At 60.6% G+C, this 19,208-nt stretch carries 19 protein-coding genes; 10 read left to right on the top strand and 9 right to left on the bottom strand.

Annotation, left to right across the window (positions count from 1 at the left end; translation table 11 throughout):
- Positions 1-12 precede the first annotated feature (12 nt).
- The gene (locus KX729_RS16380; RefSeq protein WP_219743535.1) at positions 13-1,026 is read right to left on the bottom strand and encodes an AAA family ATPase; all 1,014 of its coding nucleotides are present in this window, start codon (positions 1,024-1,026) and stop codon (positions 13-15) included.
- 209 nt (positions 1,027-1,235) lie between these two features.
- Here KX729_RS16380 and KX729_RS16375 point away from each other — a divergent pair, with 209 nt between their 5' ends.
- Genes KX729_RS16375 through KX729_RS16365 form a run of 3 tightly spaced genes read left to right on the top strand, consistent with a single transcriptional unit; the run spans position 1,236 to position 3,780 of the window.
- Complete coding sequence (locus KX729_RS16375) at positions 1,236-1,859, top strand: DUF1285 domain-containing protein (protein ID WP_219743534.1); 624 nt, start codon at positions 1,236-1,238, stop codon at positions 1,857-1,859.
- Entirely contained in the window at positions 1,856-2,509 is a 654-nt protein-coding gene (locus KX729_RS16370; protein ID WP_219743533.1) for a CoA pyrophosphatase, read from the top strand. The genes KX729_RS16375 and KX729_RS16370 overlap by 4 nt, the downstream gene beginning before the upstream one ends.
- Complete coding sequence (locus KX729_RS16365) at positions 2,506-3,780, top strand: CCA tRNA nucleotidyltransferase (RefSeq protein WP_219743532.1); 1,275 nt, start codon at positions 2,506-2,508, stop codon at positions 3,778-3,780. Before KX729_RS16370 ends, KX729_RS16365 begins: the two co-directional genes overlap by 4 nt.
- A 79-nt stretch (positions 3,781-3,859) precedes the next feature.
- Here the strand turns inward: KX729_RS16365 and KX729_RS16360 are convergent, their stop codons facing one another.
- From KX729_RS16360 to hemF, 3 genes are all read right to left on the bottom strand, one after another.
- Positions 3,860-4,051: a DUF1059 domain-containing protein gene (locus tag KX729_RS16360; RefSeq protein WP_219743531.1), complete on the bottom strand. Its 192-nt coding sequence runs from the start codon at positions 4,049-4,051 to the stop codon at positions 3,860-3,862.
- 103 nt (positions 4,052-4,154) lie between these two features.
- On the bottom strand, positions 4,155-4,421 hold the full coding sequence (locus KX729_RS16355) for a hypothetical protein (RefSeq protein WP_219743530.1): 267 nt from the start codon (positions 4,419-4,421) through the stop codon (positions 4,155-4,157).
- A 136-nt stretch (positions 4,422-4,557) separates the two neighbouring features.
- A complete protein-coding gene (hemF, locus tag KX729_RS16350; RefSeq protein ID WP_219743529.1) occupies positions 4,558-5,469 on the bottom strand; it encodes an oxygen-dependent coproporphyrinogen oxidase in 912 nt (303 codons plus the stop codon).
- Between the two features lie 179 nt (positions 5,470-5,648).
- Here hemF and KX729_RS16345 point away from each other — a divergent pair, with 179 nt between their 5' ends.
- Positions 5,649-5,906: a hypothetical protein gene (locus tag KX729_RS16345; RefSeq protein WP_219743528.1), complete on the top strand. Its 258-nt coding sequence runs from the start codon at positions 5,649-5,651 to the stop codon at positions 5,904-5,906.
- 109 nt (positions 5,907-6,015) lie between these two features.
- Here KX729_RS16345 and KX729_RS16340 read toward each other — a convergent pair whose 3' ends face one another.
- The 4 genes from KX729_RS16340 to KX729_RS16325 form a co-directional block, all read right to left on the bottom strand.
- Positions 6,016-6,456, bottom strand: a complete 441-nt coding sequence (locus KX729_RS16340; RefSeq protein WP_246617630.1) for a hypothetical protein — start codon at positions 6,454-6,456, stop codon at positions 6,016-6,018.
- A 125-nt stretch (positions 6,457-6,581) separates the two neighbouring features.
- Complete coding sequence (gene soxR, locus KX729_RS16335; RefSeq protein ID WP_219743527.1) at positions 6,582-7,055, bottom strand: redox-sensitive transcriptional activator SoxR; 474 nt, start codon at positions 7,053-7,055, stop codon at positions 6,582-6,584.
- A gap of 128 nt (positions 7,056-7,183) precedes the next feature.
- Complete coding sequence (locus KX729_RS16330) at positions 7,184-8,836, bottom strand: Na/Pi cotransporter family protein (protein WP_219743526.1); 1,653 nt, start codon at positions 8,834-8,836, stop codon at positions 7,184-7,186.
- Between the two features lie 205 nt (positions 8,837-9,041).
- Complete coding sequence (locus KX729_RS16325; RefSeq protein WP_219743525.1) at positions 9,042-9,530, bottom strand: tRNA (cytidine(34)-2'-O)-methyltransferase; 489 nt, start codon at positions 9,528-9,530, stop codon at positions 9,042-9,044.
- A 396-nt stretch (positions 9,531-9,926) separates the two neighbouring features.
- Between KX729_RS16325 and KX729_RS16320 the strand changes: the two genes are divergently transcribed.
- From KX729_RS16320 to KX729_RS16310, 4 genes are all read left to right on the top strand, one after another.
- Complete coding sequence (locus KX729_RS16320) at positions 9,927-11,780, top strand: ABC transporter ATP-binding protein (RefSeq protein WP_219743524.1); 1,854 nt, start codon at positions 9,927-9,929, stop codon at positions 11,778-11,780.
- 274 nt (positions 11,781-12,054) lie between these two features.
- A complete protein-coding gene (locus KX729_RS16315; protein ID WP_376775987.1) occupies positions 12,055-13,803 on the top strand; it encodes a HAMP domain-containing methyl-accepting chemotaxis protein in 1,749 nt (582 codons plus the stop codon).
- A complete protein-coding gene (locus tag KX729_RS34540) occupies positions 13,803-13,964 on the top strand; it encodes a hypothetical protein (RefSeq protein WP_376775973.1) in 162 nt (53 codons plus the stop codon). The genes KX729_RS16315 and KX729_RS34540 overlap by 1 nt, the downstream gene beginning before the upstream one ends.
- A gap of 191 nt (positions 13,965-14,155) precedes the next feature.
- Entirely contained in the window at positions 14,156-16,018 is a 1,863-nt protein-coding gene (locus KX729_RS16310) for an ABC transporter ATP-binding protein (RefSeq protein ID WP_219743523.1), read from the top strand.
- A 7-nt stretch (positions 16,019-16,025) separates the two neighbouring features.
- Here KX729_RS16310 and KX729_RS16305 read toward each other — a convergent pair whose 3' ends face one another.
- Complete coding sequence (locus KX729_RS16305; RefSeq protein ID WP_219743522.1) at positions 16,026-16,967, bottom strand: endonuclease/exonuclease/phosphatase family protein; 942 nt, start codon at positions 16,965-16,967, stop codon at positions 16,026-16,028.
- Positions 16,968-17,357: 390 nt separating this feature from the next.
- Here KX729_RS16305 and petA point away from each other — a divergent pair, with 390 nt between their 5' ends.
- Both petA and KX729_RS16295 read left to right on the top strand, forming a co-directional pair.
- Positions 17,358-17,936 carry a ubiquinol-cytochrome c reductase iron-sulfur subunit gene (petA, locus tag KX729_RS16300; protein WP_219743521.1) on the top strand — a complete coding sequence of 193 codons (579 nt, stop codon included), beginning with the start codon at positions 17,358-17,360 and terminating at the stop codon, positions 17,934-17,936.
- Between the two features lie 13 nt (positions 17,937-17,949).
- Entirely contained in the window at positions 17,950-19,206 is a 1,257-nt protein-coding gene (locus KX729_RS16295; protein ID WP_219743520.1) for a cytochrome b, read from the top strand.
- Positions 19,207-19,208 lie beyond the last annotated feature (2 nt).

Here is a 19,208-nt window from a genome sequence, read left to right as displayed (position 1 = left end):
ATTGGCAGCTCTTTAGCCGCGAGCCTGCTTTACCAGGCCGGCAATGACGTCGCGCACCGACATGCCTTCGGCACGGGCCGCGAAGGTGAGCGCCATGCGGTGCTCGAGAACTGGTTCCGCCAACGCATAGACGTCGTCCAGCGACGGGGCGAGACGGCCTTCGTAAAGCGCGCGGGCGCGGGCCGTCAGCATCAGCGACTGGCCGGCGCGGGGGCCTGGACCCCAGGCGACGTTCTTGTCGGTATTGGCATTGCCATGGCCGGGGCGGGCGGAGCGGACGAGCGAGAGGATCGCATCTACCACTTTATCGCTGACAGGCATTTGGCGGATCAGGGTCTGGATTTCCTGCAGGCGGGCGGAATCGATCACGCGGCTGGCCTTGGCTTCCGAAACACCGGTCGTGTCGAGCAGAATCTGACGCTCGGCGGCAAGGTCCGGGTAAAGAACATCGACCTGCAGCAGGAAGCGGTCGAGCTGCGCTTCGGGGAGAGGGTAGGTGCCTTCCTGCTCCAGCGGGTTCTGGGTTGCCAGAACGTGGAAGGGCGCGGGCAGGTCGTAACGCCGGCCGGCGACGGTGATGTGATATTCCTGCATGGACTGCAGAAGCGCCGACTGCGTGCGCGGCGAGGCACGGTTGATTTCGTCGGCCATCAGCAGCTGGCCGAAGATCGGGCCCTTGATGAAGCGGAACGAGCGGCGGCCGGCTTCGTCGGTATCCATGACTTCGGAGCCAAGGATATCGGACGGCATCAGGTCCGGCGTGAACTGGATACGATTGGAATCGAGGCCAAGCACGGTGCCGAGCGTGGTCACCAGCTTGGTCTTGGCGAGGCCCGGGACGCCGACGAGCAGCGCATGGCCGCCGGAGAGGACGGCGAGAAGCGTGTTCTCGACAACCTGCTCCTGACCGAAGATCACCTTGGCGATTTCGGTGCGGATGCTGGCGATGTCGGAAAGGGCCTTTTCGGCAGAGGCGATGATGGCTTTCTCATCGAGGACGTTTTCGGTGGAATTCATCATGCCCATGTCGTTCTCCATCATCCCGTTTGGCATCCAGAACCGGCAGGCTTCAAACCGGGCTTCCATTGTCCGGCAGCGAATCGCCGCATTGCAGCACCTCGCTTTATCCCATCGAACTTATTCCCCGAAATATGGCTGACAAGCACGTTTCGAATGACTATCTCGTGAGGAACAATTGCCTTTCCCATGGATTACGGGTCAACCGGGACTGAAAGATGGCGGCGCAAACGATTAATTCCGCATCCGATGCAGCAGGGCTCGCAGCCCTGATTTCCCGTGCGTCCGAGCAGACGGGGGCGGGAAAGCGCGGTTTGCCGCCCGTCGAGAAGTGGAATCCGCCGTTCTGCGGCGATATCGACATGGAAATTCGGGCCGACGGCACATGGTTTTACATGGGCACGCCGATCGGCCGGGCTCCGCTGGTGCGGCTGTTCTCGACCGTTCTACGCAGGGATGAGGACGGCAAGACCTATCTCGTAACACCTGTGGAAAAAGTCGGCATCCGCGTCGTGGATGCGCCGTTTCTTGCTGTCGAGATGCAGGTGACGGAGCGTGAAGCGGCTCAGGTCCTCACGTTCAGGACAAATGTCGGTGACGTGGTGGAAGCTGGCCCCGAGCATCCCTTGCGTTTCGAGATCGCCGGCGAGAACCGCGAGCTGAAACCCTATCTCCTCATTCGCGGCAGGTTGGAGGCACTGGTCTCGCGCGCCGTGATGTATGATCTCGTGGAACTCGGCGAGACTGTCGTGATAGACGATGTGCCGATGTTTTCCGTCCGCTCGGGCGGTGAAGTGTTTCCGGTCATGCCGGCAGCAGAACTGGAAGCGCTTTCCCAATGAATGACTTAGCCCAATCGACCGATTTTCCGCTTTATTCCGCGGGCGATTTTCGCCGCCGGGCGCTCCATCAGAATGGCGGGCCGATCGACCATGCTTGGCGCGACCACGGCGACCATGTGCTCAACCCGACACTGGTCGATCTTGCTGCCGGGCTGAAGCTTCGCGATGCAGCGGTATTGGTGCCGGTCGTTGATGACGGCAACGATGCCAAGATCATCCTGACTCAACGTACGGCGACGTTACGGAAACATTCCGGCCAGATCGCCTTTCCGGGCGGCGGCATCGATCCGGAAGACACCTCGCCGGAGCAGGCGGCGTTACGTGAAGCGGAGGAAGAGATCGGTCTCGACCGTTCCTATGTCGAGACGCTGGCGCGGTTGCCGACCTATTATGCGGCGACCGGTTTTCGCATCACGCCGGTGCTTTCGGTGGTGAAGCGTGGCTTCTCGCTGAAGCTCAATCCGACCGAGGTGGACGACGTTTTCGAAGTGCCGCTGTCCTTCCTGATGAACGAGGCGAACCATCAACGCGGCAGCCGCGAGTGGAATGGCACAGAGCGGCATTTCTACCTGATGCCCTATGAGGAGCGGAATATCTGGGGCATTACCGCAGGCATTCTGCGGACGATTTATGAAAGGCTTTATGCATGACTGCCACCCCGAAAAGCGTTGCCGGCGAAGCCTGGTTTCAGGACCCGGCATTGACGCGCGTGCTGGCGCTCCTGAATGCCGATGGCGGCGAGGCGCGGGTGGCAGGCGGCGCGGTGCGCAATGCGCTGATGGGATTGCCGGTTGCCGACGTGGACATCGCGACGACGCTTCTGCCGCAAAAGGTGGTGGAGCGGGCCAACGCGGCTGGCATCAAGGCCGTGCCGACGGGGATCGAGCATGGCACGGTGACGTTGGTGATCGACGGCCATCCTTTCGAGGTGACGACGCTTCGCCGCGATATCGAGACGGACGGCCGGCATGCCAAGGTCGCCTTCGGCACGGACTGGCAGGCGGATGCCGAACGGCGTGACCTGACGATCAATGCGCTTTATGCCGACAAGGATGGCGCGGTCATCGACCTCGTTGAAGGTCTTCCGGATATCGAGAGCCGCACGGTCCGTTTCATCGGTGATGCATCTCAGCGGATTGCGGAGGATTATCTGCGCATCCTGCGGTTTTTCCGGTTCTTTGCCTATTACGGTGTCGGCCGGCCGGATGCCGACGGATTGCGGGCTTCGGCGCGGGCCAAGGAGAAGCTTTCGACCCTTTCGGCCGAGCGTATCTGGGCTGAGACGAAGAAGCTGCTTTCCGCTCCTGATCCGTCTCGCGCGCTGCTCTGGATGCGTCAGGTCGGCGTGCTGACAGAAATTCTGCCCGAGACGGAAAAATGGGGCATCGACGCCATTCACGGACTGGTTGCCGCTGAGCAGGCGCTTGGCTGGAAGCCCGATCCGATGCTGCGGCTGGCATCGATCGTGCCGCCGGATGCAGCACGTATCGATGCCATGGCGAAACGTCTACGGATGTCGAATGCCGAGACGGGGCAAATGGCGGGATGGGCCGCGACACCGAGCCTGCCAGATGAGGTGACCGATGTCGGCTTCGACCGGCTGCTTTACCGGCACGGACCGGCCGGCATGGTCATGCGGCTGAAGATCGCGCTTGCCGGCGCGCGCGGCGGCGCTGACGGCGATCCGATCGCGATGCGGAAATCGGCGCGGTTTTCCGTGCTATTGAAGCGTGCCGAGGGATATTCGAAGCCGGTCTTTCCGCTCAGCGGTGCCGACATCGTTTCAGCCGGCGTGCCGGCGGGAAAACGGGTGGGGGAAATCCTGAAGCTACTCGAGGATTTCTGGGTGGAGCGCAATTTCGCTCTCGACCGGGCAGCGCTTTCCGCCCGGCTGGATGCGATGGTTCGCAATTCGCTTTAAATGTTCAGGCCGTCCTTGGGTCCTGACGGGCCGTTTGTGGCCCGTCATCGAGGCTGGGCGGTCTAACCTGCCGACATGATCACGCGGCTTGCTGGCTGCCTTCGTCGCGAACGCGGGTCTTGATGTTGTCGACCATGTTTTCACGAATGGTCTCTTCGCCATGCGCGGTGCGCATGTGCTCCACCGCACGGCGGACCACTTCCGCATCCTCTTCGGCGCGGGTGTGCCATTGGCATCCGGGCACAAGCGTGCCGCATTCGAACAGTCGCATGATATTTCCTCCTGCTATCGTTGAAGCTGAAGCCGACAGTGTCTCCTCACGCCGCCGGCCTCAGTTCGATAACTCGGAAATGTCCTCGACCGTTCCCGGGGTCTTATTCGGAAAACGCCCAGGCGTGGAAAACCGACCGCTGTTCCGGCCTGAGCGGCATCTGCGGCGCATTCGCAGCGCCGGTTTCGACGCTCTTTCCGGCGAGCTGCCGCTTGACCTGCTCGACGCAGAAGGAATGCGGAAGTTCACCGCCGCTGCGGGCGCGCATCTCCGTCGCGAGACGTTCGATCAGTTCAGGGCTGTTGAGCAGGCGGGGTGGGTCCTGGCGGGCAGGCGCCTCCGGCGCGGGCATGCTGGTGGACGCGATCATTGCAGTCTCCTCCGTTGCAACCGGGAGGAAGCTAACACCTGATCGGTGATTCTGATATCGCATTTGTTAATGGCGATATGTTGGGGCTACTTCAGTAGCTGAAAGTTGATGTTCCCGTGATCGAGCTGTGTCTGGTTTAAGGCCACCTTACAACCGGAGGCAGCGATGACAGGATGGATTCGACATTCCCGCCCGTCTTCAGGCCGAAGATGGTGCCGCGATCGTAAAGCAGGTTGAATTCGACATAACGGCCGCGGCGCACGAGCTGTTCGTCGCGATCTTCTTCCGTCCAGCCCAGATTGAAGTTGGCGCGGACGATTTTGGGATAGACGAGGGCAAAGGCGCGGCCGACGTCCTGGACGTAGGCGAAGTCGGCGTCCCAGCCGCCCTTTTCCTCATCCGAGTGCAGCCAGTCGAAAAAGATACCGCCGACGCCGCGCGCCTCGTTGCGATGTTTCAGGAAAAAATAGTCGTCACACCAGGCCTTGTAGCGGTCGTAATCGGCCACTGCATGGCGCTTGCAGGTGATTTCCATGACGCGGTGGAACAGCTGGCTGTCCGGGTCTTCCTGGGTGCGGCGGCGATCTAGCACCGGCGTCAGGTCGGCTCCGCCGCCGAACCAGTTGCTCGACGTCACCACCATGCGGGTGTTCATGTGCACGGCCGGCACATTGGGGTTCACCGGATGCGCGATCAGCGAGATGCCTGAGGCCCAGAAGCTCGGGTCTTCTTCGGCGCCGGGGATCTGGCTGCGGAAATCCGGGGAAAATTCGCCATGAACGGTCGAGGTGTGGACGCCGACCTTCTCGAAGACGCGGCCTTCCATCATCGACATCTTGCCGCCGCCACCGGCGCCGCCATCACGCAGCCAGTCCTTCTTGACGAAGCGGCCGGGCTCCTGGTCGGAAAGCGGTCCGACGAGCTCGTCCTCGAGCGCCTCAAAGGAGGCGCAGATCGTATCACGAAGGCTCTCGAACCACGCTCTCGCGGCGGCTTTCTTGTCTTCGATGTCTGCGGGCAGCCCTTTGGGCAGTTGCGGCCGTTCCATATCGTCTTTCCCTCTCGCCGTATCTACTTGGCGCGATTCGTATTTCTCCGAAAATGCCACTACCACTCATGGCTTTCGCGAGCCATTCCATTGCTTGTCTTCAGTGGAAAATCAGACTCGCAAAACGTGCGGCCACGCATTACCTTCCATTCTCGTAAAGGTGCGGATGAGAGGCTTTCATGGCGAAATTCACACCCCCGCCGCTTGACGGGCTGAAGCGCAGGATCGACCGCCACCGGCAGGAAAAGGCTGGCGAACGGCAGGGAATGTTCGTGCGCGAGACCTACCTTCTGTCGCGGGAGGATGCGCGTGACAAGGCGCGCGAATGGTTCGACGAATTTCCGAAGGCTGCCTATTGGACAGAAGTCGAAAGCTGGCGCCAGCTCGAAGGCGACCGGATCGAATTCACCATGCGGCGGTTGCCGACCGCAGATTGAATTCACCCGCCGCTTTAGGCACACTGACGGGCCCGATATATTTATAATAATAGTAGCACAGCGAACCCGAACAGAATGCCGGGCAGGTTGAACCAGCCGGCAGCCTTCATCACTGCGGATCCTCATAGGTGTAGGACGCGCACATCTCGGCGCTGCTCTTCGGCGCCGCTTTGCCGGTAAAGACCGCAATCGCCGACATGCCCTTCGATGAGGCCCAGTTCGCCAGATAGGTGACCTTGCCGGAGCCGCAGAGCTTATTGCCGTTCAGGAGCACCGGATCGGCGGGTTCGGCAATACGGTAGACCGAGCCCGGGACCATCCTGCCATCGACGCGGAACTTGTCGGCCACGAGGTCCGAAAACTCCAAGTACTCGTCGTTTTCGAAGGTGATACCGGCGTCGTCCAGCCAGATGTCGCCGGTAATGCTCATCGCCGTGTTGCTGACGGCTGCGTAGTGATCGGATTCTTCTTGGGCTGCTGCCGGAGAGGCGGTTAAGGCGAGCGCGGCCAAGGGCAGGGCGTAAAACAGGTTCTGGATCCTGGGAGACATGGGTTTTCCTGCGATGAAGAAAAGAAGGGAGCGGGTCGAAGTATGTTTGCCTGCCGGTGCTAGGTCTATTCCAAAGTGGTGCGCAAAGCTACTGCAAGGCGTTGGCGCGGGGCTCGTCCGACCGACTATTTCTCATCGAAATCCGTTTCCAGCAGCAGCGGCCCGGTGCCTTTTTCGCCCATCTCGTCGCCGGGGTTGCGGAGCGGACAGTCCCGCATCGAAAGACAGCCGCAGCCGATGCAGCCTGTCAGGTGGTCGCGAAGCGCCGAAAGGCTGGCTATGCGCTCGTCAAGCTGGCGTTTCCAGCTGGCGGAGAGGCGTTCCCAGTCGGTTGCGGTCAGCGGTCTGTCATGCGGCAGGACGGAGAGTGCCTCGGCGATATCGGCGAGCGGAATGCCGGTCTTCTGAGCCACCTTGATGACGGCAACGCGGCGCAGGATCGAGCGAGGGTAGCGCCTCTGGTTGCCGCTGTTGCGCCAGCTGCGGATTAGGCCTTTGGTCTCATAGAAATGCAGCGTCGAGACGGCGACGCCGCTGCGTTCGGCGACTTCGCCAACCGTCAATTCATGGGCGATCCGTCCAAATTCGCTTTTCTTCATGGTGGCTGTTGACCTCAATATTGCTTGAGGTTTTATAGCAGATGCTCCCTCAAAGAGAAATCGGGAGTTCAGGCATGAAGGAAGATACGGCCCGCAGAAGTGGCGATCGCCGGGTGGCGGAGCGTCGCTTAAGACCGCGGCTCGGCGTGGCGCAGGCGGCTTTCCACCAGCACGCCGCTGTCGTCGAGGATCGGATGGGCGACCGAGACGATATGGGCGTTGATCCGCTTCAGGTCACGCAGCATGTCGAGATGCAGGGAACTCGTCTGCAGGCTCTCCATCTTGCCGTCGCGCAGGCGCTCCAGATGGCGCTCCGAGGAGCGCTTTTCCAGCCGGCGCACATCGACCTTGATCTCCATCAGCCTGCGGGCGAGGTTGAAGTCACCGGTCTGGAAAATGGTCTGGGCGGAACGCAGATTATCGATCGTGAGGCTGAACAGCGTTTTCAGTTCTTCATACCCGTCATCAGAGAATTTGAGGCCGTTCGTGATCTTCTTGCGAACCTGGTCGCAAATGCCCTTTTCGATGATGTCGCCGATATGTTCGAGGTTGATGGCATAGTCGATGATGATGATCGAGCGGCGCGCGTTTTCGCTATCAAGGCCCTCGCGGCCGAGCTTCGACAGATAGATTTTGACCTCCTGCTGCAGGCGGTCGACGCGCTTTTCCAGCGTGTTGATCTCCGACAATGGCGAAAGGTCGTTGTTCTTGAGGGCGTTTTCGGCGCGGATCAGCATCCGCTCGATGGCGTCGCCGACGCCCAGCACCTCGCGCGTCGCATTGGCGAGCGCCATAACGGGGTTGCCGAGCGCCTGTTCGTCGAGGAAGCGCGGTCCGGTTTCGGCCTGGGCATCGGCGGCGACGAGGCGGGCCGTCAGTCGTGAGAGCAGGCCGGAGAATGGCCAGGCGGCGAGCGCCAGCAGGATATTGAAGGCAAGATGCGCATCGACCGGCAGTTTTCCGGCCTGCAGCGGCAGGGATTGCAACAGGTCGGCGCCAAAGCCAGCAAAGGGCAGGGCAATGAAGCAGCCGATGCCGCGGACGATCAGGTTACCGAGCGTGATGCGCCGGGCGGCGGCCGGACCGGACATGGTTGCGACGACCGGCGGAATGGCGCCGCCGAGATTGGCGCCGAGGATCAGCACGATGACGAGACCCGTGGACACGATGCCGGTGGAGGCCAGCGACAGGATCAGCACGACGACAGCAAGGCTGGACGACGAAACGAAGGCGAGCACGGCAGAAAGGAGCAGCGCGACCGGCCAGGCATTGTCGAGAAGGCCGATAAAGGCGGCAAGCGCCGGCGACTGGCGCATCGGTTCCGTGGCGAGGCTCAGAAGATGCAGTGAAAGCAGCATCAAGCCGACGCCGATCAGCGCGGTGCCGGCGCCCTGGCGGGCCGAGGAGCGGCCGCGCAAAAGCACAAGGCCGGCGAGGATGATCAGCGGTGAGAGCCATTCGATACCTGTTGCGACCAGCCAGGCGGTGACGGCCGTGCCGACATTGGCGCCGAGCAGCACGATCTGCGCCATGCGCGGGCGGATCAGGTCTCGTTCGGCAAAGGAGGCGACGGTCAGCGCGGTGGCAGTCGAACTCTGGAGCGCGATGGTGGCAAACAGGCCGGAAAAGAACGATCTCAAACCGCTCTTGGTGCCGGTGGCGAGGCCGCTTTTGAGGCGGACCCCGAAGGCGCGAGTGACCCCGTCTTTCACCTGGGCGAGGCCAAATAGCAGCAGGGCGACGGCACCGAGCAGGTTGATAATGACGATCGTGGATTGCATGCGCGCGCTCCTCATTCGGCACAGAACGGGCAGCGATTTTCAGTTGCCGGCTAATGAATATAGCTCAATTGCACAGGCGTGCAAAGTGCCGATCGCGACAGTTTATGACAATATTCGTATAGGATCCGTTGCAATGCCGGATCGGGTAATGGAACGGACGGTCACTTTTTGTGATGCTCGAAAGCATCACGTCAAGTTGCAGAGATCATTCCGAAAATCCGGTCTGACGCAGAGCCTCGCCGGCGATCATCGCTGCAGACATGGCGACGTTGATGGAGCGCTGGCCGGCGACCATCGGGATCAGGATACGCGCATCTGCCATTTCGTGGACATTGTCTGGCACACCAGCGCTCTCCCGGCCGAAAAGCAGAATGTCATCCCGCCGAAACTCGAAATCCGCATAGGGGTGGGCCGCCTTGGTGGAAGCCAGTACGAGACGCCGGCTCTCGCTGCGGCGCCAGTCGTCGAAACGTTGCCAGTTGACGTGCCGGACGAGCGTTACCGCGGAAAGGTAATCCATGCCGGAGCGTTTGAGATTGCGATCGGAAATATCGAAACCGGCTGGCTCGATAATGTCCACGCCAAGGCCGAGGCAGGCTGCGAGCCTGAGGATCGTGCCGGTATTGCCCGGAATATCGGGTTGATAAAGGGCAATGCGCAGGCCGGCGGGCAGGGAAGTGGGGAGATCGCTCATGTCTTGTCATTACGGGAAATGCATGCCGCGCCTCAAGGCCTTTTCGGACACGCGCAAGCTGTGACGCGGCGGCAACATTTTCGGCGACATCAATGTCGTGAATGGACGTATCAGCCGATTTGGCCTTTTCAATTTTCGTCCGAAAGGCTAGAAGGTCGGCACTTACCAACGCCAGCCCAAGGAGGCCTACATGGATATGACCGTGCTCCCGCGCCTCCCCAGCCGAATGACCATTCTGCTGGCCTAGGCGTTTCGCGGTTTCACGCAAGACTTCCCATATCTGACCCGTTGTGTGGCCGGCATGCGGCCGCGTTCTACTGAATACTTGCCGTCCGACCGTGGCACCCAATGCGCGCAGCGGGTTCGGCGGTCGCCCGATTTACGGAGCTCATTACCATGTTTTCGTGGTTCGAAAATCGCGTCAATCCCTATCCGGACGAGGCGCCCGCGTTGCCGCCGAAGGGGCTTCTGGCCTTTCTATGGCACTATACCAAGCCCGTCTGGCCGTGGGTCGTCATCATGTCGACCTGCACGATGCTGATCGCCATCGGCGAAGTCATGCTCTTCCAGTTCCTCGGCGACATCGTCGACTGGCTGTCGCATGCCGACCGCACGACCTTCCTTGAGAGGGAGGGCATGAAGCTCGTCTTCATGTCGCTGGTCGTGCTTGTCGCGCTGCCGCTGATTGCGGGCCTGAACTCGCTCATCATGCACCAGATCCTGATGGGCAATTTCCCGATGATCGCCCGCTGGCAGATGCATCGGTTCCTGCTGCGCCACTCGATGACGTTCTTCGCCAACGAGTTTGCCGGCCGCGTCTCGACCAAGGTGATGCAGACCTCGCTTGCCGTGCGCGAGACGGTGATGAAGGTGCTCGACGTGTTCGTCTACGTCTTCACCTATTTCATCTCGATGATCGCGGTGGTCGCGGCGGCGGACTGGCGGCTTGCCGTCCCGCTCGTCGTTTGGGTTGCCGTCTATTCGGTGACGGTCGGCTATTACGTGCCGCGGCTTCGCAAGATCTCTGCCGAGCAGGCGGATGCGCGCTCGATGATGACCGGTCGCGTGGTTGACAGCTACACCAATATCGCCACGGTCAAGCTGTTCTCGCATGCCGGGCGCGAAGAGGCCTATGCCAAGGATGCGATGAACATCTTCCTGAAGACGGTGCATGCGCAGATGCGCAAGGTGACCGGCTTCCAGGTGCTCGTCTATTTCTACAACTGTTCGGCGCTCTTCGTCGTCGGCGGCCTGTCGATCTGGTTCTGGCTGGACAGCGCCATCTCGATCGGTGCGATTGCCATCGCCATCGGCCTTGCGATGCGCATCAACGGTATGTCGCAATGGGTGATGTGGGAAGTCTCGGCGCTCTTCGAAAACATCGGTACCGTCTATGACGGCATGTCGATGATGACCAAGGCGCATGACGTTGTCGATCGGCCGAGCGCGGGCAAGCTCGTCGCAAGCAAGGGCCACATCGTCTACGACAATGTCGGCTTCCATTATGGCAAGGGCAAGGGCATCATCGAAGGCCTGACGCTGGACATTCCCGCGGGCCAGAAGATCGGTCTCGTCGGACGCTCGGGCGCAGGCAAGACAACCTTGATGAACCTGCTCCTCCGATTCTACGATCTGGAAGGCGGCCGCATCACCATCGACGGTCAGGACATTGCCGGCGTGACGCAGGATAGCCTGCGTTCGCTAGTGGGTGTCGTGACGCAGGATACGTCGCTGTTGCACCGCTCGATCCGCGACAACATCGCCTACGGCAAGCCGGATGCGAGCGACGCGGATATCATCGAGGCGGCCAAGCGTGCGAATGCCTGGGACTTCATCGACGGTCTTGCCGACATGCAGGGGCGCACAGGTCTCGATGCGCATGTCGGCGAGCGCGGCGTCAAGCTTTCCGGCGGCCAGCGCCAGCGCATCGCGATCGCCCGTGTCTTCCTGAAAGACGCGCCGATCCTGGTGCTGGACGAAGCGACCTCGGCGCTCGATTCAGAAGTCGAGGCGGCAATCCAGGAGAACCTGTTTGCCCTGATGCAGGGCAAGACGGTAATCGCCATCGCCCACCGGCTTTCGACGCTGACGGAGATGGATCGACTGATCGTGCTCGATCGCGGCCGGATCATCGAAGCGGGCACGCATCGCGAACTTGTCGCCTCGCATGGCATCTATGCCGACCTGTGGACCCGCCAGTCCGGCGGATTCATCGGACATGATGCATTGGAAGATGAAGCGGCAGAATAGTTGTCAGGCGCCCTCAGTTATCTGAGGGTGCCTGACTTTAAAACCTGACAAATTATCAATTGTCATCTTCAGAGCTGAGAATGCGGAATTTCTCGGCAATAATTGTGGATGAGTTGTCAGTATAAAAATTACGGTTTTATTAGATTTGCTATCCTAGCGTGTTGTCTATGCGGAAAATGATCCGCGTATGCAACTTTAATGATGACAGGGATGCATATAAGGCTCCTTGTTATTCATCTGTTTCAATCACGCGAAGGTGGCCGACGTGAAGAACATGCTGGGTCTGAAAATCAAATTCCTGCTTCCGACGCTGTTCAGCGTCGTCATACTGATCGCGGTCGTCCAAGGCATTCTTGCACTAACGTCGCTCGGTGCTCTTAAAGGACAAGTCAACGTAATCGGCTCCGAGCGGCTGCCGAGAACGCTGCTGATCGCCAGGATCGACCAGTCGATGAGCGATGTGCGTCGCGGTTATTCCGATCTTCTTCTGGCCGATACGCCCGAGCAGCTCGATCAGGCGCGCACGACGATCGAGAAGCGGCTTTCGACCCGCACCGACGCGATGAAAGCGTTTGAAGGGATGATCACCACGCCGAAGACGAAGGAACAGTTCGATCGGCTCAGCGCTTCTCTGAAGAGCTATGCCGGCGCTGCGGACAAGCTGATGCAACAGATGCAATCCGGCAGGCTTGACGAAGCGAAGCTGATCTATCGTGGGGAGATGCGCGATGCCGCCGCAGCGGCCGTCGCCGTCATGGGCGAGATGGTTGCCAGCAATCAGGAGATCACCGATACCGCGATCAAAGCAAGCGATGCGAGCTATACCGCGGCCCACCTTACCACGTCGATCGCGCTGGGGCTTGCGGCCATGGTCGCTGTCGGTGCCGCGACCATCAGTTATTTCCGCATCGTCAAGCCGATCACGACGATTACCCAGTCGATGGAAGTGCTGGCGGGCGGCGACAATGAGCGGCCCATTCCCTTTGCCGGCCGTGCGGATGAAATCGGTTCGATGGCATCCGCCGTCGCGGTCTTCCGGGACAATGCGCTGCAGCGTGTGCGGTTGGAGCTGGAGGCGGACGAGAACCGCAGCCTGTCCGAGCGCGAACGGCTCGAGCGCGAGCGACAGAAGACTGCCGAGGCGGCCTCCGTCAAGGCTGCCGTAGACGGTATCGCATCGGGGCTCTCCAGCCTGGCAGGGGGCGATATTTCCCATCGCATTCACACTGCGTTCGACGGCGAACTGGACGTTTTGCGGGTGAATTTCAACTCCTCCCTGGAGACGCTGCAGACCACTTTGACAGCGGTCGGCGAGAATGCCCGCTCGATCGATGCAGGCGCCAGTGAAATCCGTTCGGCTGCTGAAGACCTCTCCAAACGCACCGAACAACAGGCCGCCTCCGTCGAGGAGACCGCCGCGGCACTGGAAGAGGTGACGACGGCGGTCAAGGATGCCGCTCATCGCGCCCACGAAGCCGGCGAGCTTGTCGCGCGTACCAAAGCGGGGGCAGAGCGTTCCGGTGCGATCGTCCGCGACGCCGTGGCGGCGATGCAGGAAATCGAAAAATCTTCCAGCGCGATCAGCAACATCATCGGGGTGATCGACGACATCGCCTTCCAGACCAATCTTCTGGCGCTGAATGCCGGTGTCGAAGCGGCACGCGCGGGCGAGGCGGGCAAGGGCTTTGCGGTCGTCGCGCAGGAAGTCCGCGAGCTTGCACAGCGCTCGGCTCAGGCTGCCAAGGAGATCAAGGCGCTGATCACCAAGTCCGGCGAACAGGTACGGCAGGGTGTCAACCTTGTCGACGAAACCGGCCGCACGCTGCAGGCGATTGTCGCCGAGGTGCAGGAGATCAACCGAAATGTCGCGGCGATCGTGACCACTTCCCGCGAACAGTCCACCGGGCTGCAGAAATCAACGTCGCGGTCAACCAGATGGACCAGGGCACCCAGAAGAACGCCGCGATGGTCGAGCAGACTACGGCCGCCACTCATAGCCTCGCAAAGAAAGCAGCATCGCTGATGCAGTTGCTTGGGCAGTTCAAGCTGGGCGAGGGCAGGGCTCCGGTTCGCGCCGTTTCGGAAACGTCGGTACCGGCCCGCTCTCCGGCCCGGGCGCTTGGTCAGAAGCTGGCCGGGGCATTTGGCGGAGCGAAGACGGCAGACGGGTGGTCGGAGTTCTGACGGCGACCATCTGGCGATGATTTCGAACGATGAGCGCCGGTCTGGGTTTAGGCCGGCGTTTTGATGATGCTGCGCTCGACAGATCGCCGGATTTCGCAAACCCGAATGACGGCAAGGATCATTAAGAAATTGTAAGCTCCATCGGCCGGCTTTTTCTTTGCCGCCTGAGGGAATCCGCCTATATCCATCCCATGATCACAGCCGTCTTCCGCGCATTCGAGAACTGGGTAAAGCCCTTCGCAAGGCGGGATGACCTGAAGCCGCCGGAGAACGTGTTCGCGTTCATCTGGTTCTACATTTCCCAGGCCAAGGCGCCGTTTGTCGGAATGCTCGTGATGGGCGGTGTCACGGCGGCGATCGAGGCGGCGCTGTTCTGGTTCGTCGGCCGGCTTGTCGATATTCTGGCCACCGTGAAGCCTGGCGAGGGCTGGGCCGGTCTTCTCGACCGGCACGGGTCCGAGCTTTTCACCATGCTGGTGTTGATTGGGGTCGTGCGTTTCGCGGTGACCATGTTTACCGCGCTGATCGACCAGCAGATCATCACGCCCGGCTTCTACAATCTGATGCGCTGGCAGTCCTATCTGCATGTGGCGCGTCAGTCGCTGACCTTCTTCCAGAACGATTTTTCCGGCCGTATCGTCACCAAGGTCTGGTCCGGCGGGCAGGCGGCGGGCGATCTCGTCACTTCGCTGATGGAAAGCGTCTGGTTCGTCTGCATCTATTCGGCCTCGATGCTCTTCCTGGTCGGCAGCCTGGACTGGCGTCTGGCTTTGGTCGTCTGCATCTGGGTATTCGTGTTCTCGATGCTGGCGCGCTATTTCGTGCCGCGCATCCGCTATCATTCGCGCGAGACGGCGGAAGCCGCATCAATGCTCAGCGGCCGCATGGTCGATGCCTATAGCAATATCCAGACGCTGAAGCTCTTCGGCCGTGACGAAGCCAATGACGGCTATATGCAGCGGGGCTTCGAGACCTACCAGACGACGCTCATCATGTTCACCCGGTTCATTACCGGGGTGAGGGCGTCGATGGCGCTCCTTTCGGGCATCATGATCACCACGATGGCGGCGCTCTGCATCCATCTGTGGCTTTCGGGCCTGATCAGTTCCGGCGCGGTCGCCTTCACGCTGGCGCTGGTGCTGCGGCTGAACTTTCTGCTCGGCCGTCTGATGACCCAGTTCAACGGCATCATGCGCAATTTCGGCACGGTGCAGAATGCGGCGGAGCTGATTTCCCAGCCGATCGGTCTTGTGGATGTCCCGAATGCGCCTGCGTTAACCGTCAAACAGCCGGAAATCCGGTTCGATCATATCAAGTTCCACTACGGCAAGTCGAAGGGCGTCATCGACGATCTGTCGCTGATCATCCGACCGGGTGAGAAGCTCGGCATTGTCGGACGTTCCGGTGCCGGCAAGTCGACGCTGGTCAATCTGCTGCTGCGCTTCTACGATCTCGAAGGCGGGCGCATCCTGATCGACGGTCAGGACATTGCCCAGGTGACGCAGGAATCGCTGAGGGCCAATCTCGGCATGGTGACGCAGGATACCTCGCTGCTGCACCGCTCGATCCGCGACAACATCCAGTTCGGCCGGCCGGATGCGACAGAAGAACAGCTTCTGGATGCGGCGCGCAAGGCGGAGGCCGACAAGTTCATCCTGGCGCTCGAAGATCAGCGTGGCCGCAGGGCTTTCGATGCACATGTCGGCGAGCGCGGCGTGAAACTGTCCGGCGGCCAGCGCCAGCGTATCGCGATTGCGCGGGTGATGCTGAAAGATGCACCGATCCTGGTTCTCGACGAAGCGACCTCGGCGCTCGACTCGGAAGTCGAAGCGGCGATCCAGTCCAATCTCGAACGGCTGATGCATGGCAAGACGGTTCTGGCGATCGCCCATCGGCTATCGACCATCGCCACGCTCGACCGCCTGATCGTCATGGACAAAGGCCGGATCATCGAAGAGGGGACGCATAACGAGCTGATCGCCGCAGGCGGGCTTTATGCGGAACTCTGGGCAAGGCAGTCGGGCGGCTTCCTGGCCGCAGACGCCGCGCAATAAGCAGTGATCACTGCTGGCCGGTGATGGCGATCTCGGCAATCAGGCCGTAGTGGTTCGATCCGAGCGCGTCGGGCAGCTGTTTTATCGACTTTATCTTCAGCGGCTCGCGGGCAAAAATGTGATCGATCGGTACGCCGAACAGGCCGGCGCGGATCGGCCACGTCGCAGGCTCCCATCCACCGGTCTTCAGTTTCGTCACGGTGAGGAAGCGACGCATGTTGGGCGCCAGGCTAGAGGCGTTGAAGTCACCCGACAGCAGAAGCGGTCCGGTTGTTTCGCTGATCGCCAGGGCCGCACGGCCAAGCTCCAGAGAGTGGAAATTGTCGAAATAGGGCTTGGTCGTATGGATGCCGGCGAAATTGATGATGCGGCCGGCAACATTGACCTTGGCGATGATGAAGCGCGACGGGAAAATCTCGCTGAGGCTTTTCACAACAGGGGTTTCGATCGGAGTTTTCGACAGCATCATCTGGTCGCAGAACGGGATGAGAATGCCGCAGCCGACGCGGTAGGGATAGACCTTGGCGATCTCATCAAGATGAGCGCGGATCGGGGCGGCTTCCATGACATTGACCAGATCGGCGCCTGATGATGTGATCGCTTGCACGACCGCGTCCGAATTCTCGAAATTGTCGTTGAGGATATTGAAGGACAAGAGCTTGAATGTTGGGGCATTCGCCTCGGCAGCTGTGGGCCGGTCGGCGAAATCGAAACCCATCAGCACCGCATGCCCGGTAAACAGCAAAGAGACGGCGAACAATAGCCAGATCAGGAAATGACGCTTCAGGATGAGCGCCAGGATCATGGCGAAAACGCAGGCGGCGGCAGCGTGCAGATGCAGGCTCTGAAGCGTTGCGAAGAACCAGTGCGGATGAACGTAACGGGTGCCGATTGCGCCCAATACAAGCGACACGATGACGCAGATGGCAACCGATAGTGTCTGTCTCATTCAGATAAGTCCGGAGCGGCCGCCTTCTATGCTGCCATCCGCCTATCACGGGGTCCTGCCTGTTGCAATGCGGCATGGCGAACGGGGTTAATGCTGCAGGTGCCGAGATATCCGGATCACGCTGCAATTAAAGGGCTTTGGCGGCGCCGAATGACGAGAAAGTCTGGACTGTCGGGCGCTTTTTGCCGCACCCTCTTGCGATGGTCGAACCGGCCGGTGTTTTCCCGCTATAATGTGGCTACCAAGCACTTGCCAAGACTGGACATATTTTGCGATCAAGCATAGAACGCGCCCAATTGCCGGGGAATCTGTGTTCGAATTGTGTTCAAGTGAGATTCGCCGGGACGGGAGCATGCGGTTCCGCAATTGCGTGAGAAGGAAGATTAAGCCGTGAGCGAGCACGACACACACAGCGAAACACTGGGCGAGCCCACTCGCCGTGATTTCCTCTACCTGACGACTGGCATGGCCGGCGCCGTCGGCGCCGTATCCGTAGCATGGCCTTTCATCGACCAGATGCGTCCGGACGCCTCGACGCTGGCGCTCGCTTCGATCGAAGTGAACGTTGCAGCGCTGCAGCCGGGCATGTCGCTGACGGTCAAGTGGCGCGGCAAGCCCGTCTTCATCCGCAACCGCACGCCGGAAGAAGTCAAGGCTGCTGCAGACGTGCCGATGGCGGAACTCAAGGACCCGGTTGCGCGCAACGCCAACCTGGCAGCCGACGCGCAGGCGACCGGCGTCGATCGTTCCGGCGGCAAGGGCAAGGAAAACTGGATCGTCATGATCGGCTCCTGCACCCATCTCGGCTGCGTACCGCTCGGCCAGTCCGGCGAATACAATGGATGGTTCTGTCCCTGCCATGGCTCGGTCTACGACACGGCCGGCCGCATCCGCAAAGGCCCGGCGCCGGAGAACCTGGCCATTCCGACTTTCAGTTTCAAGTCCGATACAGTGATCCAGATCGGGTGAGGGGATAATATTTATGAGCGGTCATTCCACATATCAGCCGTCGACCGGCATCGAAAAATGGATCGACTCGCGGCTTCCGTTGCCGCGCATGGTCCATGACAGCTTCATTTCCTACCCCGTTCCCCGCAACCTGAACTATGCCTATACGTTCGGTGCGATGTTGGCCGTCATGCTCATCGTGCAGATCCTGACCGGCGTCGTGCTCGCCATGCACTATGTCGCTTCGACCGTCGATGCGTTCAACAGCGTCGAAAAGATCGTGCGTGACGTCAATCACGGCTGGCTCTTGCGCTACATGCATGCCAACGGCGCATCCTTCTTTTTCATCGCCGTCTACCTCCACATCGCCCGCGGCCTCTATTACGGCTCCTACAAGGCGCCCCGCGAAATCCTCTGGATTCTCGGCGTAGTGATCTATCTGCTGATGATGGCGACCGGCTTCATGGGCTACGTTCTGCCCTGGGGTCAGATGTCCTTCTGGGGCGCGACCGTCATCACCGGCTTCTTCTCGGCCTTCCCGCTGGTCGGCGAATGGATTCAGCAGTTCCTGCTTGGCGGCTTTGCCGTCGATCAGCCGACGCTGAACCGCTTCTTCTCGCTGCATTACCTGCTGCCGTTCATGATCGCCGGCGTCGTCGTCCTGCACATCTGGGCGCTGCACGTCACCGGTCAGACCAACCCGACCGGCGTCGAAGTCAAGACCAAGACGGATACCGTTCCCTTCACGCCTTATGCGACGCTGAAGGACGCTCTCGGCGTATCGGTTTTCCTGATCTTCTACGCCTGGTTCATCTTCTACATGCCGAACTTCCTCGGCCATCCGGACAACTACATTCCGGCTGACGCGCTGAAGACCCCGGCTCACATCGTTCCGGAATGGTACTACCTACCGTTCTACGCGATGCTGCGCGCCATCACCTTCAATGTCGGCCCGATCGACTCGAAGCTTGGCGGCGTTCTGGTGATGTTCGGCTCGATCATCATCCTGTTCTTCCTGCCCTGGCTCGACACCTCGAAGGTTCGTTCCGCCGTTTATCGTCCGTGGTACAAGCTGTTCTTCTGGCTGTTCGTTGCGAATGCCATCATGCTCGGCTGGCTCGGTTCTCAGCCTGCGGAAGGCGTGTTCACGCTGATGTCGCAGCTCGGCACCGTCTACTACTTCGGCTTCTTCATCGTGATCATGCCGCTGCTTGGCCTGTTCGAGACACCGCGCCGTATTCCGAACTCCATCACCGAAGCTGTTCTGGAAAAGAGCGGCAAGTCGGCCTGAGC

The organism is Neorhizobium populisoli (assembly GCF_019430945.1).
GTDB classification, from domain to species: domain Bacteria; phylum Pseudomonadota; class Alphaproteobacteria; order Rhizobiales; family Rhizobiaceae; genus Neorhizobium; species Neorhizobium populisoli.
This window is presented reverse-complemented; position numbering and strand designations above follow the sequence as displayed.

Bases quoted from the DNA above. Each gene is read 5' to 3' on its own strand.
- KX729_RS16380 (WP_219743535.1), bottom strand. From the start codon at position 1,026: ATGGGCATGATGAATTCCACCGAAAACGTCCTCGATGAGAAAGCCATC.
- KX729_RS16375 (WP_219743534.1), top strand. From the start codon at position 1,236: ATGGCGGCGCAAACGATTAATTCCGCATCCGATGCAGCAGGGCTCGCA.
- KX729_RS16370 (WP_219743533.1), top strand. From the start codon at position 1,856: ATGAATGACTTAGCCCAATCGACCGATTTTCCGCTTTATTCCGCGGGC.
- KX729_RS16365 (WP_219743532.1), top strand. From the start codon at position 2,506: ATGACTGCCACCCCGAAAAGCGTTGCCGGCGAAGCCTGGTTTCAGGAC.
- KX729_RS16360 (WP_219743531.1), bottom strand. From the start codon at position 4,051: ATGCGACTGTTCGAATGCGGCACGCTTGTGCCCGGATGCCAATGGCAC.
- KX729_RS16355 (WP_219743530.1), bottom strand. From the start codon at position 4,421: ATGATCGCGTCCACCAGCATGCCCGCGCCGGAGGCGCCTGCCCGCCAG.
- hemF (WP_219743529.1), bottom strand. From the start codon at position 5,469: ATGGAACGGCCGCAACTGCCCAAAGGGCTGCCCGCAGACATCGAAGAC.
- KX729_RS16345 (WP_219743528.1), top strand. From the start codon at position 5,649: ATGGCGAAATTCACACCCCCGCCGCTTGACGGGCTGAAGCGCAGGATC.
- KX729_RS16340 (WP_246617630.1), bottom strand. From the start codon at position 6,456: ATGTCTCCCAGGATCCAGAACCTGTTTTACGCCCTGCCCTTGGCCGCG.
- soxR (WP_219743527.1), bottom strand. From the start codon at position 7,055: ATGAAGAAAAGCGAATTTGGACGGATCGCCCATGAATTGACGGTTGGC.
- KX729_RS16330 (WP_219743526.1), bottom strand. From the start codon at position 8,836: ATGCAATCCACGATCGTCATTATCAACCTGCTCGGTGCCGTCGCCCTG.
- KX729_RS16325 (WP_219743525.1), bottom strand. From the start codon at position 9,530: ATGAGCGATCTCCCCACTTCCCTGCCCGCCGGCCTGCGCATTGCCCTT.
- KX729_RS16320 (WP_219743524.1), top strand. From the start codon at position 9,927: ATGTTTTCGTGGTTCGAAAATCGCGTCAATCCCTATCCGGACGAGGCG.
- KX729_RS16315 (WP_376775987.1), top strand. From the start codon at position 12,055: ATGCTGGGTCTGAAAATCAAATTCCTGCTTCCGACGCTGTTCAGCGTC.
- KX729_RS34540 (WP_376775973.1), top strand. From the start codon at position 13,803: ATGCAGTTGCTTGGGCAGTTCAAGCTGGGCGAGGGCAGGGCTCCGGTT.
- KX729_RS16310 (WP_219743523.1), top strand. From the start codon at position 14,156: ATGATCACAGCCGTCTTCCGCGCATTCGAGAACTGGGTAAAGCCCTTC.
- KX729_RS16305 (WP_219743522.1), bottom strand. From the start codon at position 16,967: ATGAGACAGACACTATCGGTTGCCATCTGCGTCATCGTGTCGCTTGTA.
- KX729_RS16295 (WP_219743520.1), top strand. From the start codon at position 17,950: ATGAGCGGTCATTCCACATATCAGCCGTCGACCGGCATCGAAAAATGG.